The 13,840-nt window shown below is 67.4% G+C and carries 19 protein-coding genes; 9 read left to right on the top strand and 10 right to left on the bottom strand.

Features of this window, described 5'->3' with window-relative positions:
* Positions 1-51 precede the first annotated feature (51 nt).
* The 7 genes from ACW176_RS08240 to ACW176_RS08210 all read right to left on the bottom strand — a co-directional run bounded on the left by ACW176_RS08240 (position 52) and on the right by ACW176_RS08210 (position 4,379).
* On the bottom strand, positions 52-807 hold the full coding sequence (locus tag ACW176_RS08240; RefSeq protein WP_492111576.1) for a YebC/PmpR family DNA-binding transcriptional regulator: 756 nt from the start codon (positions 805-807) through the stop codon (positions 52-54).
* A 106-nt stretch (positions 808-913) separates the two neighbouring features.
* On the bottom strand, positions 914-1,735 hold the full coding sequence (locus ACW176_RS08235; protein WP_419253296.1) for a TIGR00282 family metallophosphoesterase: 822 nt from the start codon (positions 1,733-1,735) through the stop codon (positions 914-916).
* Between the two features lie 31 nt (positions 1,736-1,766).
* Positions 1,767-2,363: a 5-formyltetrahydrofolate cyclo-ligase gene (locus ACW176_RS08230; protein ID WP_492111575.1), complete on the bottom strand. Its 597-nt coding sequence runs from the start codon at positions 2,361-2,363 to the stop codon at positions 1,767-1,769.
* On the bottom strand, positions 2,360-2,569 hold the full coding sequence (locus ACW176_RS08225; RefSeq protein ID WP_419253298.1) for a hypothetical protein: 210 nt from the start codon (positions 2,567-2,569) through the stop codon (positions 2,360-2,362). The genes ACW176_RS08230 and ACW176_RS08225 overlap by 4 nt, the downstream gene beginning before the upstream one ends.
* 276 nt (positions 2,570-2,845) lie before the next feature.
* Positions 2,846-3,667 carry an FkbM family methyltransferase gene (locus ACW176_RS08220; protein WP_492111574.1) on the bottom strand — a complete coding sequence of 274 codons (822 nt, stop codon included), beginning with the start codon at positions 3,665-3,667 and terminating at the stop codon, positions 2,846-2,848.
* A 10-nt stretch (positions 3,668-3,677) separates the two neighbouring features.
* The gene (locus ACW176_RS08215; protein WP_419319915.1) at positions 3,678-4,004 is read right to left on the bottom strand and encodes a cell division protein ZapA; all 327 of its coding nucleotides are present in this window, start codon (positions 4,002-4,004) and stop codon (positions 3,678-3,680) included.
* Between the two features lie 3 nt (positions 4,005-4,007).
* Entirely contained in the window at positions 4,008-4,379 is a 372-nt protein-coding gene (locus ACW176_RS08210) for a DUF4164 family protein (RefSeq protein WP_492111573.1), read from the bottom strand.
* A 220-nt stretch (positions 4,380-4,599) separates the two neighbouring features.
* Here ACW176_RS08210 and gap point away from each other — a divergent pair, with 220 nt between their 5' ends.
* The 3 genes from gap (at position 4,600) to fba (ending at position 8,120) form a co-directional block, all read left to right on the top strand.
* Positions 4,600-5,607 carry a type I glyceraldehyde-3-phosphate dehydrogenase gene (gene gap, locus ACW176_RS08205; RefSeq protein ID WP_419253303.1) on the top strand — a complete coding sequence of 336 codons (1,008 nt, stop codon included), beginning with the start codon at positions 4,600-4,602 and terminating at the stop codon, positions 5,605-5,607.
* Positions 5,608-5,686: 79 nt separating this feature from the next.
* Positions 5,687-6,889 (top strand): phosphoglycerate kinase, encoded by a 1,203-nt coding sequence (locus ACW176_RS08200; protein ID WP_492111572.1) that lies wholly within the window; start codon positions 5,687-5,689, stop codon positions 6,887-6,889.
* A 139-nt stretch (positions 6,890-7,028) separates the two neighbouring features.
* A complete protein-coding gene (gene fba / locus ACW176_RS08195) occupies positions 7,029-8,120 on the top strand; it encodes a class II fructose-bisphosphate aldolase (RefSeq protein WP_492111571.1) in 1,092 nt (363 codons plus the stop codon).
* Between the two features lie 54 nt (positions 8,121-8,174).
* Here the strand turns inward: fba and ACW176_RS08190 are convergent, their stop codons facing one another.
* The 3 genes from ACW176_RS08190 to ACW176_RS08180 form a co-directional block, all read right to left on the bottom strand.
* Positions 8,175-8,864: an NrsF family protein gene (locus ACW176_RS08190; RefSeq protein WP_492111570.1), complete on the bottom strand. Its 690-nt coding sequence runs from the start codon at positions 8,862-8,864 to the stop codon at positions 8,175-8,177.
* A gap of 167 nt (positions 8,865-9,031) precedes the next feature.
* Positions 9,032-9,667 (bottom strand): NrsF family protein, encoded by a 636-nt coding sequence (locus tag ACW176_RS08185; RefSeq protein ID WP_492111569.1) that lies wholly within the window; start codon positions 9,665-9,667, stop codon positions 9,032-9,034.
* Complete coding sequence (locus ACW176_RS08180) at positions 9,654-10,193, bottom strand: sigma-70 family RNA polymerase sigma factor (protein WP_492111568.1); 540 nt, start codon at positions 10,191-10,193, stop codon at positions 9,654-9,656. The genes ACW176_RS08185 and ACW176_RS08180 overlap by 14 nt, the downstream gene beginning before the upstream one ends.
* A gap of 183 nt (positions 10,194-10,376) precedes the next feature.
* Here ACW176_RS08180 and ACW176_RS08175 point away from each other — a divergent pair, with 183 nt between their 5' ends.
* From ACW176_RS08175 to ACW176_RS08150, 6 genes are all read left to right on the top strand, one after another.
* On the top strand, positions 10,377-10,646 hold the full coding sequence (locus tag ACW176_RS08175; RefSeq protein WP_419319903.1) for a BufA1 family periplasmic bufferin-type metallophore: 270 nt from the start codon (positions 10,377-10,379) through the stop codon (positions 10,644-10,646).
* A gap of 77 nt (positions 10,647-10,723) precedes the next feature.
* On the top strand, positions 10,724-11,560 hold the full coding sequence (gene bufB / locus ACW176_RS08170; RefSeq protein ID WP_419319902.1) for an MNIO family bufferin maturase: 837 nt from the start codon (positions 10,724-10,726) through the stop codon (positions 11,558-11,560).
* On the top strand, positions 11,553-12,320 hold the full coding sequence (locus ACW176_RS08165; protein ID WP_492111567.1) for an HvfC/BufC family peptide modification chaperone: 768 nt from the start codon (positions 11,553-11,555) through the stop codon (positions 12,318-12,320). The genes bufB and ACW176_RS08165 overlap by 8 nt, the downstream gene beginning before the upstream one ends.
* Entirely contained in the window at positions 12,317-12,760 is a 444-nt protein-coding gene (locus ACW176_RS08160; protein WP_492111566.1) for a DoxX family protein, read from the top strand. Before ACW176_RS08165 ends, ACW176_RS08160 begins: the two co-directional genes overlap by 4 nt.
* A 125-nt stretch (positions 12,761-12,885) precedes the next feature.
* Positions 12,886-13,404, top strand: a complete 519-nt coding sequence (locus tag ACW176_RS08155) for a response regulator (RefSeq protein WP_492111565.1) — start codon at positions 12,886-12,888, stop codon at positions 13,402-13,404.
* A complete protein-coding gene (locus ACW176_RS08150) occupies positions 13,401-13,832 on the top strand; it encodes a chemotaxis protein CheE (protein ID WP_492111564.1) in 432 nt (143 codons plus the stop codon). Before ACW176_RS08155 ends, ACW176_RS08150 begins: the two co-directional genes overlap by 4 nt.
* Positions 13,833-13,840 lie beyond the last annotated feature (8 nt).

The raw sequence follows: 13,840 nt of genomic DNA, 5'->3' as shown, positions 1-13,840 counted from the left end.
GTCATCCCGGGCCAAGACCCGGGACCGCAACCGGCGCGGCGCTTGGGGCGTCTAGCCCAGCGCCGCGAGATCCTCGTCGCTGATCTCTTCGTTTGAATAGACGTTCTGGACGTCGTCATCCTCGTTGAGCATGTCGAGTAGCTTCATCAGGGTGGTGACGCTATCGCCGGTCACCGGCACCTGCATCTTCGGACGCCAGGCGATCTTGGTGTTGCCGGCGGGGCCGAACTTGGCTTCCAGGGCGGCGCCCACCTCGTTGAGGCTTTCGAACGCGGTGTAGATCGTGTGGCCTTCGCCTTCCTCGTCCATGTCCGAGGTGACGTCGTCGGCGCCGGCCTCGATGGCGGCTTCCATCATGGCGTCTTCGCTGGCGACCTTGGCCGGATAGGTGATCTGGCCGACATGCTCGTAGTTGAACACCACCGAGCCGGTCGCGCCCATATTGCCGCCCAGCTTGGTGAAGTAGGAGCGCACATTAGCGGCGGCGCGGTTGCGGTTGTCGGTCAGCACCTCGACGATGATGCCGACGCCGCCGGCGGCGACGCCCTCATAGCGAATTTCCGAATAGTCGGCGGCGTCGCCCATCTGCGACTTCTTGATCGCGCGGTCGATGACGTCCTTGGGCAGGCTTTCGGCCTTGGCGTTGTTCACGGCCAGGCGCAGGCGCGGGTTCATGCTGGGGTCGGGCACGCCGGCCTTGGCCGCCACGGTGATTTCCCGCGACAGCTTGGAGAACAGCTTGGAGCGCGCGGCGTCGGCGCGGCCCTTGCGGTGCATGATGTTCTTGAATTTCGAGTGACCGGCCATTCGGGGGCTCTGTCTCTGATCTGAAGATGGTGGAGTGGGCGCGCTTCTAGCCGCTGGAGCGGGGTTCTGTCACTCAAATCTAGTCCTCGCCCAGAGGGAGGGGATTCTAGACGACTGGAATTGTCTGCCGCAGCCGGCCGCCCACACGGATCGGCTCGACCCTCAGGGCCAGGCCGGTTCGGTCGTCGGTCTCGACGAACACGCCGCAGACCGTCGCCGGACCCGAGGCGGGGGTATAGCGGCCGCCGCTGATCTTGGTGGTGAAGCGCCGCAGGGGCTCTTCCTTCTGATTGCCGATGACGCTGTCATAGTCAGCGCAGGCCCCGGCGTCGGTCTGATAGGCGGTGCCGCCGTTGAGGATCTGGGCGTCGGCGGTCGGCACATGGGTGTGGGTGCCCACCACCAGCGAGGCGCGGCCGTCGCAATAGTGGCCCATGGCCATCTTCTCGGACGTGGCCTCGCAATGCATGTCGACCACCACCGCATCGGCCACCTGGCCCAGCGGGGCCTTGTCCAGCTCGCGGTCGGCGGCGGCGAACGGGTCGTCCATGGCGTCCATGTGCACCCGGCCCAACAGGTTGATGACCATGATGGTCCGGCCGCGCTCGGTCTGGAACAGATGGCTGCCCCGACCCGGCGCATCCGACAGGATCGGATAGTTGGCCGGACGGATCAGTCTGGGCTCGCGGACGATGTAGGTCAGGGCCTCGCGCTGGTCCCAGCTGTGATTGCCCAGGGTCAGGCAGTCGGCCCCGGCCTCGAACAGCTCGCGGGCGGTGTTCTCGGTGATGCCGAAGCCGGCGGCGGCGTTCTCGGCGTTGATGATCACGAACTCGAGGTCGAGGTCACGGCGCAGGGCGGGCAGATGATCGGCCAGACCGTCGCGGCCCGACTTGCCGACGACGTCGCCGAAGAAAGCAAAACGCATAGAGATTCCTTGGTGCGGCTCTGCGTGAGCCTCAGACTTTCACCGCGATATACTCTTTTTCGGTGAGAATGGCGTCCAGCGCTTGATCATGCGGTTCATGCGGCAAATTCGCCGTCTCCTGGCCGCTATAGGCCAGGGCTAGGGCGAACACATCGCGCCGGGCCTTCAGGTCTTCCAGCGCCCGGTCATAATAGCCGCCGCCCTGGCCCAGCCGCCGGCCCTGGCGGTCAAAGGCCAGCAGCGGCAGGACGACCAGGTCCGGCTCAACCACCGGCTGGTCGATGGATGGCGCCTGCAGCCCGATCGCGTCGCGAACCAGCGGACGGGTGCGGTCCCAGATCCGGAAGACCATGCGGCCGGCCTCGCCCTCGACCGAGGGCAGGGCCAGGGTCCAGCCCGCTGCGGCCAGGCCGTCGGCCAGAACGTGGGTCGAGAGTTCCGAGCCCACGCCATGATAAAGCGCGGCGACCTGGCCGCTGGCCTGGGGAAAGCGGGCCGCCAGGGGCGCGCGTCCGACCTCGGCGACCATCCAGGCGGCCTGCGGGACCTCCCGGGCCAGGATCTTTCGCCGTGTGCGGACGAACATCCGCAGGGTGGCCTTGGCGGCGGCGGGGTCAGCGAGGGTCAAGACGGATCAGAGGCCCGATAGGTCAGCCAGACCACGCCGAGCAGAAGCACGACCAGCGCTCCCTGGACCCAAAGCCGCAGATCATCGGTGATCAGGGCCGTGGCGATCATCGCGATGAAAAACACGATGGTGATCAACCAGCCCTGCCATCCGGTCGGCCGCGGGCCGCCACCGAAGGGCTTGGGTCCAAACCAGCCGGATTTCATGACCGCCTCGGCGAACGGGGAAAGGGTGGCGGCGCCATGAAGAACCGTGAAGACGTTTCAATCCACTCGAACCTGTTTGGTACAGGTGGGCCCCGTGTCCCCGCAGCCACGGCCACGGGAGGGAACAGGTCCCGATAGAGAGATTAAGGTCCCTGGGAATAGAAATCTTCGACGAGGGCCACAGCAGACCCGCCGTTGAGGAATATAGGGCGTCGGGCCGGCCAGCGATAGGGACTCCATCGTCGAATGGCGGAGACTGGCGAGCGCGCGTCCGTCTTATGCGTATCCATAACGCTTCAGATAGGGATAGGCATCGGTATGGCCTGGTCGCTTGTCGCTGGGGGACCCCACGAGCGGCAGATCCCAGATGTTGGCAGCCCCCGGAGGCAGGGCGACGATGTTTGCGTCACCACTTGTGGGGTTGGCGGGTTTGCCCTTTGCAGCGATGGGCGTCACGAAGGGCGCATAGAACCAGTGGACGGTGTAGCCTGCGTCCTGGAATGTGCGGATTGTGTTCTCTGCGGCTTTGGGGTGCTGGACCGTCGCCTCGACAAGCCAAACCGCATCGCGGCGGCCAATCAGCTTCTCGGCGCCCTTCAGGACTTCCGGTTCAAAGCCTTCGACATCGACCTTTACCAGCTTGGTGTCAGACGGCGCCAATTGGTCCAGCGGGAACATCGAAATGACCTCCCTGCTACCGGCGCTCGCAAAGCCCAAGTCCCCAAAGTTTCGCTGTTCGGAAAGCGACGCCGAAGGAAAGTCCACAAAGGCTTGTTCGGCCCCGGCGGCGGCGTGAATGACCTCGACATTGTGAAGGCGGTTGTTGAGGCTATTGGCGTTTAGCACACCGGAAAGCCCCCGGTGAGCTTCGATGGCGACTACGCGCCAGTTGGGACGCTGTGCCGCAAACGGGAGGGCGATCGAACCGATGTTCGCGCCAACGTCGATCATCGCCCCGCCGGATCCCTGCGCCATTTCCACGAAGAAATCGAGCTCGACGCGCGCGAATTCTCCGCTCGTGCGCAGCGAGGCTCCAACCACCTTGTCGGCGACAGGGAACAAAAAGGTCAGGCCGTAGGCCGTCGTACAGTCAAGCATGCATTCAGTCCTACTCCGCCGCCAGCTTCTCGATCCGCTCGGCCGCCGCGTCGATCGCCCGGATGGCGGCGATCTCGGTGCGGCTGCGTTCGGCCTGAAGCTTGGCCAGTTCGCTCTGGGCGTGGGCCAGGCGCAGCTTCAGGTCGCTCATCTCGTCAGCCAGCAGCAGGGCGCCCATCAGGAACAGGCGGGTCTCGCCCAGCTGGCCGACATCCTGACTGACCTGGCGGACCTGACGGTCGAACAGGCGGGCGATCTCCATGAGGTGGGCCTCCTGGCCGTCCTCGCAGCCGACCGTATAGGGCCGGCCGTTCACCTGGATGGTCAGTTGGGCCATGGGTCAGGCCTCCCGCGGATCATCGAAAAGCTCGTTGGTCTCGTCGGCATCGGCGAGGTCGTCGGACGGATGGTCGTCATTGACCGGCCCCTCGTCGCCTAACGCGGCGCGGATTTCGGCGATGGCGCGGCCCAATGCGACCGAGGCCTGGGCGCCGGCTTCTTCCAGGGCGCGCTCGCGCTCGCGGGCGGCGTCCAGCTCGGCCTGCAGGCGCGCGGCCTCGCCGTCGAAAACGTCGGACGAAGACGTGGACGACGACGCCGCCGAGGCGACAGCCACGGTCGCGCGCGCGGCCAGCCGCTGCTCAAGCTGAGCCACGGCGCGCTCCAGTCGGCGCGCGGCGAGGTCGAGGGCGCTCGTTTCGCCCAGGGTCATCGGCGGGTTCCAATCATGCGGTGCAACATATAGATCAGGACCAGCTTCGCCACCCGCTGCGGCGACAATAGGGTGATGAAATCGCCCTTGGCCGTATTCTGTCATGCGTTGTTACCGGAGCTGGGCTTGACTTCCCCGCCCCCGCCCGCAAAACGCGCCTGCAAAATCAGGGAACGTTGGTCCCTCTGGGCCGCGTCCGATCGTTAGGAGAAAGACCACCATGGCTCTTCGCGTCGCCATCAACGGCTTTGGCCGTATCGGCCGCCTCGTCCTGCGCTCCATCGTCGAGCACGGCCGCACGGATATTGAAGTCGTGGCGATCAACGATCTGGGCCCGGTCGAGACCAACGCCCACCTGCTGCGCTACGACAGCGTCCACGGCCGGTTCCCGGGCGTCGTCACTTCGGGCGAGGACTGGATCGATGTCGGCACCGGCAAGATCAAGGTCACCGCGATCCGTAACCCGGCCGAGCTGCCGCACGCCGAGCTGAACGTCGACATCGCGTTCGAGTGCACGGGCCTGTTCACCACCAAGGAAAAGGCCAGCGCCCACCTGACCGCCGGCGCCAAGCGCGTGCTGGTCAGCGCCCCGTGCGACGGCGCCGACCAGACCATCGTCTACAAGGTCAATGACAACGTGCTGAGCGCCGCCGACCTGGTGGTCTCCAACGGCTCGTGCACCACCAACTGCCTGGCCCCGATCGCCAAGGTCATCCACGACCTGGTCGGCATCGAGCGTGGCTACATGACCACCATCCACAGCTACACCGGCGACCAGCCGACGCTGGATACGATGCACAAGGATCTGTACCGCGGCCGGGCCGCCGCCCTGTCGATGATCCCGACCTCGACCGGCGCCGCCAAGGCCCTGGGCCTGGTGCTGCCGGCCCTGAAGGGCAAGCTGGACGGCTCGTCGATCCGCGTCCCGACCCCGAACGTCTCGTGCGTCGACCTGAAGTTCGTGCCCAGCCGCGACACCACGGTCGAGGAACTGAACAGCGCCCTGAAGGCCGCCGCCGAAGGCCCGCTGAAGGGCGTGCTGGGCGTCACTGACGAGGCCCTGGTCTCGACCGACTTCAACCACATCGCCGAAAGCTCGACCGCTGCCCTGGCCCAGACCCAGGTCATCGAAGGCAAGCTGGGCCGCGTGCTCAGCTGGTACGACAACGAATGGGGCTTCGCGACCCGCATGAGCGACACCGCGCTCGTGATGGCCAAGTACCTCTAAAGCCTGCCAGACCCCCGCCGCTCCCAGAGAGGCGGGGGTTTTCTCTGCCCGTTACCGCCTTCCGACGTCAGGACTTCCCATGACCTTCCGCACCCTCGACACCGCCGATCTCGCCGGCAAGACCGCCCTGGTCCGCGTGGACTTCAACGTGCCCGTCGAGGGCGGCCCCAATGGCAATCAAGTCACCGACGACACCCGGCTGCGCTCGGCCCTGCCGACCATCCAGTACCTGACCGGCAAGGGCGCCAAGGTGGCGCTGCTGGCCCACTTCGACCGGCCCAAGGGCAAGGTGGTTCCCGAGATGAGCCTGGCCTTCGTGGCCGCGCCCCTGGCCGCCTTGCTGGGCGCCCCGGTGACCTTCGCCGCCGACTGCATCGGCGAAGCCGCCGCTGAGGCAATTGCCGCCCTGCCGGCCGGCGGCGTCACCCTGCTGGAAAACGTCCGCTTCCACGCGGGCGAGGAAAAGAACGACCCGGCCTTTGCCGCCGAATTGGCCAAGCTGGGCGACCTCTATGTCAACGACGCCTTCAGCGCCGCCCACCGCGCCCACGCCTCGACCGAAGCGCTGGCCCGCGCCCTGCCGTCCTATCCGGGCCTGGCGATGCAGCGCGAACTGGAAGCGCTGGACTCGGCCCTCGGCAACCCCAAGAAGCCGGTGATCGGCATTGTCGGCGGCTCCAAGGTCTCGACCAAGCTGGACCTGCTGCGCAACCTGGTCACCAAGCTGGACTATCTGGCGATCGGCGGCGGCATGGCCAACACCTTCCTGCACGCGGCCAAGATCGATGTCGGCGCCTCGCTGTGCGAGCCCGACCTGGCCGACACCGCGCTCGAGATCATCGACCTGGCCGGCGCGGCCGGCTGCAAGCTGCTGCTGCCGACCGATGTTGTGGTGGCCAAGAGCGTCAAGCCCGGCGTCCACGCCGAGACCCGCAATGTCTATGATGTCCAGCCCGACGATCTGATCCTGGACGCCGGCCCCGAGACGGTGAAGACCCTGCTGGCCGCCATGGACGCCAGCAAGACCCTGATCTGGAACGGCCCGCTGGGCGTTTTTGAAGTCCCGCCGTTCGACGAAGCGACCGTTGCAGCGGCGAAACATGCCGCCCAGCTGGCAAAATCGGGTAAGATCGTCGCCGTGGCCGGCGGCGGTGATACGGTGTCGGCGCTGAATCACGCGGGCGTCGTGGGCGATATGACCTTCGTCTCGACCGCCGGCGGCGCGTTTCTTGAGTGGATGGAGGGCAAGGACCTGCCCGGTGTCTCGGCTTTGAACACCTAGGGTTCCAGATTTTTCAGGCGCGGACCTCCGGGAGGGGTCCGCGTGAGCTACCGGACGACCCGGGCAGAGAACGCAAAAGCGTCACGCCCCAAAAACAAGAAACGACCCAAACCTTTCAAGCTTGCAGGAGAAATATCACGTGGCGAGGATCACGCTTAGGCAGTTGCTGGACCATGCGGCGGAGCATGAGTACGGGCTGCCGGCCTTCAATATCAACAACATGGAACAGGGTCTGGCGATCATGGAGGCGGCCGACGCCGTCAATTCGCCGGTCATCATCCAGGCTTCGCGCGGCGCGCGGTCCTATGCCAACGACATCATGCTGGCCCGCATGATCGACGCCCTGGCCGAGATCTACCCCCACATTCCGGTGTGCATGCACCAGGACCACGGCAACGGCCCGGCCACCTGCGCCACGGCGATCCAGTACGGCTTCACCTCGGTGATGATGGACGGTTCGCTGATGGAAGACGCCAAGACCCCGGCCTCTTACGAGTACAATGTCGAGGTCACCCGCAAGGTGGTCCAGATGGCCCACAGCTGCGGCGTGTCGGTCGAAGGCGAACTGGGCGTGCTGGGCTCGCTGGAGAGCGGCATGGGCGAGGCCGAAGACGGCCACGGCTTCGAGGGCGTGCTGAGCCATGACGAGCTACTGACCGATCCCGACCAGGCGGTCGACTTCGTCGGCCAGACCGGCGTCGACGCCCTGGCCATCGCCATGGGCACCAGCCACGGCGCCTACAAGTTCACGCGCAAGCCGGACGGCGACGTCCTGGCCATGAACGTGATCGAGGAAATCCACCGCCGCCTGCCCAACACCCACCTGGTGATGCACGGCTCCAGCTCGGTGCCGCAGGACCTGCAGGACATCATCAACCAGTACGGCGGCGAGATGCCCCAGACCTGGGGCGTGCCGGTCGAAGAGATCCAGCGCGGCATCAAGCACGGCGTCCGCAAGATCAATGTCGACACCGACAACCGGATGGCCATGACCGGCGCGATCCGCAAGATCCTGATGGAAAAGCCCGGCGAGTTCGATCCGCGCGCCTATCTCAAGCCCGCCAAGGAAGCCATGCGCAAGGTCTGCCAGGCCCGCTTCGTCGAGTTCGGCTCGGCCGGCCACGCCGACAAGGTCAAGGCGCTGTCGACCGCGACCATGGCCAGGCGCTATGCCTCGGGCGAACTGCACGCCAAGTTCGGCGCCTCGACCGGCAAGGTCGCGGCCGAATAGGCTTTCGACGATTGATGAGACGAGGGCCTCCCGGAGCGATCCGGGGGGCCTTTTTCAGGCGTCAGTGACGCTGCTGTAGGCCGGGTCGGGCCGCGAGCGACGGCTGATCAGCTTGAGCGCGGCCGCGCCGACCGCGCCGCACAGGGCTACCCCGAAGCTGTACCACAGAGCCACGAACAGAAACGTCGAGTCCTGGCAGTGCACGCCGTAGATGGTCGCAGCCACCGCGCCGCTGAACAGGCCGACGAACAGGCCTGTCAGGCCCGGACGCTCCAGCTCAACGCCGCGCAGGCCCACCCCTGCGACCAGCAGCATGGAAGCCGACAGCACGGAGACGTAGAAGACGCAGTTGAAGGCGCCGCCCGGATTGAAGATGTGGGCGATCAGAGCCGCATCCAGGCCAGGGGCCTCGAAGGCGACGGCGAGGGTCATCAGGATAACCATGGCGCCGCCCGAAACCAGGGCCGGCCACAGCGGCGCCCCTGGACGCGCCGCAGCCGTCGCCCCGCCCAAGGCGATGGCGGCCAGGGTGGCCGTATAGAGACCCTTGATCCAGAAGAACGGATGGCCGATCGCCGCCCAGAAATCGGGGCGCGGCTTCAGCCAGAACAGAACCAGCAGCACAGCGGCCAGCGCGCCCGCCGCGGCGACTTCCAGAAGGCGTGTCTGAAGCGTCCCTGTCGACCACGATTGTGTGGCCGCCGGCGCCTCGTCGGGGAGGACGAGGGCGTCGTCTATCGTCAAGGGCGACCCTCCCCACAAGGTGTCAGAACCGGCTATGGGATCCGTGCTTGCGTATGGCTCGCAATCTCGGCGACAGCAGTTGAAGATCTGGCCCAGCGCTTGTCAACCGCCGTTATGGGACCGTAACCAGACGTGATCACAGCGGGCGAAAGGCCCGACCGGGCTGCTCACCAGCGCAGCGCCCAGCGCCCGAGAACCGCGCCCAGGGCCCCGCAGGCCAGGACGCCCAGGCTGTACCAGACGCCGACGAAGACAAAGGTGCTTTCGGCGCAATGCAGTCCATAGACCGTGGCCGCGACGCCCCCGGCTAGGGCGCCGGTCGCGAAACCGGCCAGAACCGGGCGGGTCGGCGCCAGCCCCCGCACGACCCAAAGACCCGCGAGAGTGGTCGGCGCGCCCAGGGCCAGGATGTTCAGCGAGCAGCGGGTCCAGGACTGGCCGCGCAGCAGGGCCATCGGATCCTGCGCCATCCCGAACTGGACCAGCCCCGCCAGGACAAAGCCGCCCAGCACGATCAGGCCCAGCCCCAGTCCCCGCCGGGCCGAGCCCGTGGGCCGCGACAATTGCTCGACCGCCAGATAGCCCGCCAGGGCCAGGGCGGCGGTATAGGCCGCCTTGAGCCAGAAAAAGCCGCCCCGCATGACCTCCATCAGGTCGGGCCGCACCTTCAGCCAGACCAGCACCCCGATCAGGGCCGCCACGCCGCCCAGGCCCGCCAGCAGGCCAAGGCGCCCGCCGGGCCGCCCGCCGGGCGCCGGGCCGGCATTGGCGGCCAGGGCGTCGATCAGGTCATCGGTCCGCATGGCGCATCCTTTCGGCCAGGGCCTTCAGCGCCCGGTGCAGGGCGACCTTGGCCGCGCCTTCGGTCATGCCGGCCTTGGCCCCGGCCTGGGCCAGGCTGAGCCCAACCAGCTTAACGTCGCTGACCAGCACGCGCTGCCGCTCGGGCAGGCTGGCCAGGGCGCGATCCAGTTCCAGCCCCACGCCAGGATCATGCTCCTCGGCGGCCAGGAATTCGGAATGGTCGTCGATCGGCAGGGTCTGGCGGATCTTGCGGCGGCGCCAGTGGTCGATCAGCTTGTAGCGCGCCACGGCATGCGCCCAGGCGGTAAACGACTGGGACGTGTCCCACGTCGCCCGCTTGATATGCACCGCCAGCAGCGTCTCCTGCACCATGTCCTCCACATCACCGGGCGCGCCGGACATCCGGCGCGCAAAATAGGCGCGAAGCCGAACGCCGAGCAGGGCCAGACACTCGCGGTAGGCCGGGGCGTCGCCCTCCAACCCGCGCAGCATCAGCGCCTTCAGTCGGGTTTCGGTGTCCGTCACGCATCCCCCTATTCGCGCGGCTGGGCCAAATGGTTACACGGCCCGCGCGTGAGCCGGAACCGCTGTCGAAGTCCCGTCGAATAATTTGTTCGACGACCGCTGTAACCTTTGCCGCCCCCTTTCCGTATTCCCCCTCGAACCGGCCATACGGACCCGGTTCCCACCCCACCAAGGAGCCATCCCATGAACCGCACCGCTTCCGCCGCCTTCGCCGCCATCTTCGCTCTCTCGGCCGGGGCCGCCATGGCCGCCGACAAGAAGCCCGAGATGGAAAAGTGCTACGGCGTCTCCAAGGCCGCCCAGAACGACTGCAAGGCGGGCGCGGGCACCTCGTGCGCCGGCACCTCCAAGGTCGACTATCAGGGCGACGCCTGGAAGCATGTCGCCAAGGGCACGTGCGTGACGATGAAGACCCCCAAGGGCATGGGCTCGCTGACCCCCAAGGCGATGTAGTTCGGCCCCGGCCACCTGCCCCCTCCGCGCAGCCGCCAGGAGGGGGCGGGTGACCGTCCAACCTTAGAGCCCCCCCAATGACCCAGACCGCCGGCCTCGGCCTGAAACCCCAGCACTATGACGACGCGCTGGCCGCGACGGCGCCGGGCCTGTGGTTCGAAGTCCACCCGGAAAACTACATGTCGGCCGGCGGACCCCGCCTGTCGGCCCTGGCGGCGATCCGTCAGAGCCATCCGCTGTCGCTGCACGGCGTGGGCCTGTCGCTGGCCGCCGACGCCGATCCGGACCCCGAGCATCTGGCCGCCCTCAAGACCCTGGTCGATCGCTTCGAGCCGTTCGTGGTCTCCGAGCATCTGGCCTGGTCGACCCATCGCGGCGTCCACCAGCCCGATCTGCTGCCCTTTCCCCGCACCCGCGCGGCCCTGACCCGCATCGCCGGCAATATCGGCCGCATGCAGGACGCCCTGGGTCGCCGCGTGCTGGTCGAGAACCCCTCGCTGTACCTGCCGCTCACGGGCCATGATCTCGACGAGACCCAGTTTCTTCGCGCCCTGGTCGAGACGACCGGCTGCGGCCTGCTGGTCGACGTCAACAACGTCTTCGTCAGCGCCCATAACCTGGGCTACAGCGCGCAGGCCTATCTCGACGCCCTGCCCGCCGCCGCCGTCGGCGAAATCCATCTGGCCGGCCATGGCCAGGACGAGGGCGGCTCGGGCTTGCTGATCGACACCCATGGCGCGCCGATCGCCGAAAGCGTGTGGACGCTGTATCTCCACCTGATCGACCGCATCGGTCCGCGCCCCACCCTGATCGAACGCGACGACGACGTACCCGCCTTTGCCGTGCTGATGGCCGAGCGCGACCGGGCCCAGCTGGCCCTGGACCGTGCGCGGCGGGAGCCCGCCCATGTCTGACCTGCTGGACTTTCAGGACGCCTTCGTCGCGGCCCTGGGCGGCGCGCCCTCGGCCCTGTCGCCCTGGCTGGCCGAAGGCGAGGCCGGCGAGACGGGTCTGTCGGTCTATCGCAACACCATCGCCAAGGGCTGCGTCGACGCCCTGGCCGCCAATTTCCCGACCGTCGCCAGCCTGGTCGGAGACGACTGGTTCCGCGCCGCCGCCGCCCTGTTCGCCCGCGAGGCGCCGCCGGCCAGCGCCGCCTTGCTGGACTATGGCGAGGCCTTCCCGGCCTGGCTGGACCGCTTCCCACCGGCCCGGGACCTGCCCTGGCTGGCCGGCGTCGCCCATCTGGACCGCCTGTGGACCGAGGCCCTGTTCGCGGCCGAGGCGCCGTCGCTGGGCGCAGACGCCTTCGCCGCCCTGTCGCCCCAAGCGCTGGGCGCGGCGCGGGTTGCGCTGCACCCGTCAGCGAGGTTCGCGCTGTTCGAGGCCGGCCTGCCCAGCCTCTGGGCCGGCGCCCGCCAGGGCCGCGATGACCTGGAACTGTCCGAAGCCGCCCAGGGCCTGCTGGTGAGCCGATCGGGCGCTGCCGTGGCTTACCGCGTGGTGGGTCCCGCCGATTGCGCCTTCCTCGCCGCCTGCCGGACCGGCGGCTCCCTCGCCGAGGCCATGGGCCAGGCGGCGCAGGCCGATCCCGACGCGAACCTGCAGTCCCTCTTTGCCGCCCTGATCGCCGACGGCGTGTTTGGCGACCTCATTTCCGGAGCCAAGCCATGATCACCGCCATGCTCAAACCCCTCGACACCCTGGCGCAGATCGCCCGCAAGCTATTGCCCGACGACGTCCTGACCCTGGTCGCCCGCCTGGGCGTAGCCAGCGTGTTCTGGCTGTCGGGTCGCACCAAGGTCGACGGCGTGCTGCACATCACCGACAGCACATATTCGCTGTTCTCGGACGAATACGCCCTGCCCCTGATCCCGTCCGACATCGCCGCCCATCTGGCGACCTACAGCGAGCACCTGTTCTCGATCCTGCTGGTGCTGGGCCTCTTCACGAGGCTGTCCGCGCTCGCGTTTCTGGGCATGACCCTGGTCATCGAGATCTTCGTCTATCCCGACGCCTGGAGCACGCACCTGTCCTGGGCGGGCCTGCTGCTTTTGGTCCTCGCCAAGGGCGGCGGCCGGTTCAGTCTGGATCGCCTTTTGCGGATCGGCTGAACGCCGCAGCGGTCGTGCGACAATACGCCTCAGGGTATTATTGTCGTAGATAATTCCCGTTAAGCTTGTTTTATTCGCCGCGCCTCATCGTCACGTAACACGGTTGGGCGAACTGGAGCGGCGACATGGCGGATCCAACAGCAAGCGCGGAGCTGACCTTCAACTTCAGCGAGGCCAGCGTCCTGATCGTGGATGAAAACGCCGGCTTCATGGACCTTACCGCCCTGATGCTTTCCGGCTTCGGCTTCCGAAAGCTTCACCGATGCCCGAGCCTGGGGGAAAGCCACGCCTTCAGCCAGGACGTAGAGGTCGACCTGATCCTGGTGGATCCTTTTCCGAGAGCCGACGAAGGCCTGGCCCTCATCCGCGGCATGCGCCAGCGACAACAGCCCACTGACCCGCCCCTGGTGGTCATCGTCGTGACCGGCCACACGCCCCGGGAGCTTATCCAGGAAGCCCGGGCCGTGGGGGCCGACTATGTCGTGGCCAAGCCCTTCTCGTCGTCGACCCTGCTGGAGCGGATCCTGTGGAGCGCCGCACCGATGGCGCCCCGCACCCGCAGCGGTGAAAATCCCGGCAATGCCGGCGTTCAGGCCGAGACCATCGACCCGCTGCGTCAGGCCGCCCTGGCGCTTCTGCAATGAGCCAGCCCAGCCGCCTCACCCGCTTCATGGACCTACCGGACGGACTGGCCGTCGACGAGGCCCTGGCCCAGGCGGACGCCAGCCTGGAGTCCCACCGGCAAGCCGCGCTGCAGCTGATAGATCAGGCGCTCGGCGAACTGGCCGACGCTGGAAGCCGGGCCTCTGCTGAAGCCCTGGCCCGGCTCTCCGATAGCATCGGGAGTCTGGCGGGCATGTTCCAGCTGAACGCCCTGTGCCGGGTCGCCAAGCGACTGGGCGACATCGTGCGCACCCTGAACGAGCGCGGCGGCGCCGATCACGACCTGATCGGCCTGCACATCACCGCTCTGCGGGTCATCCGAGTCCAGCCCGATGGCCAGGGCGCGGCCGAACTCCTCAAGGGACTGGACCAGATCGCGGCGCGCGAGGCCCGGCGGGCCTCACGCTAGGCTCGGCG

This window comes from Caulobacter sp. FV1ye13L, from assembly GCF_058681155.1.
This window is presented reverse-complemented; position numbering and strand designations above follow the sequence as displayed.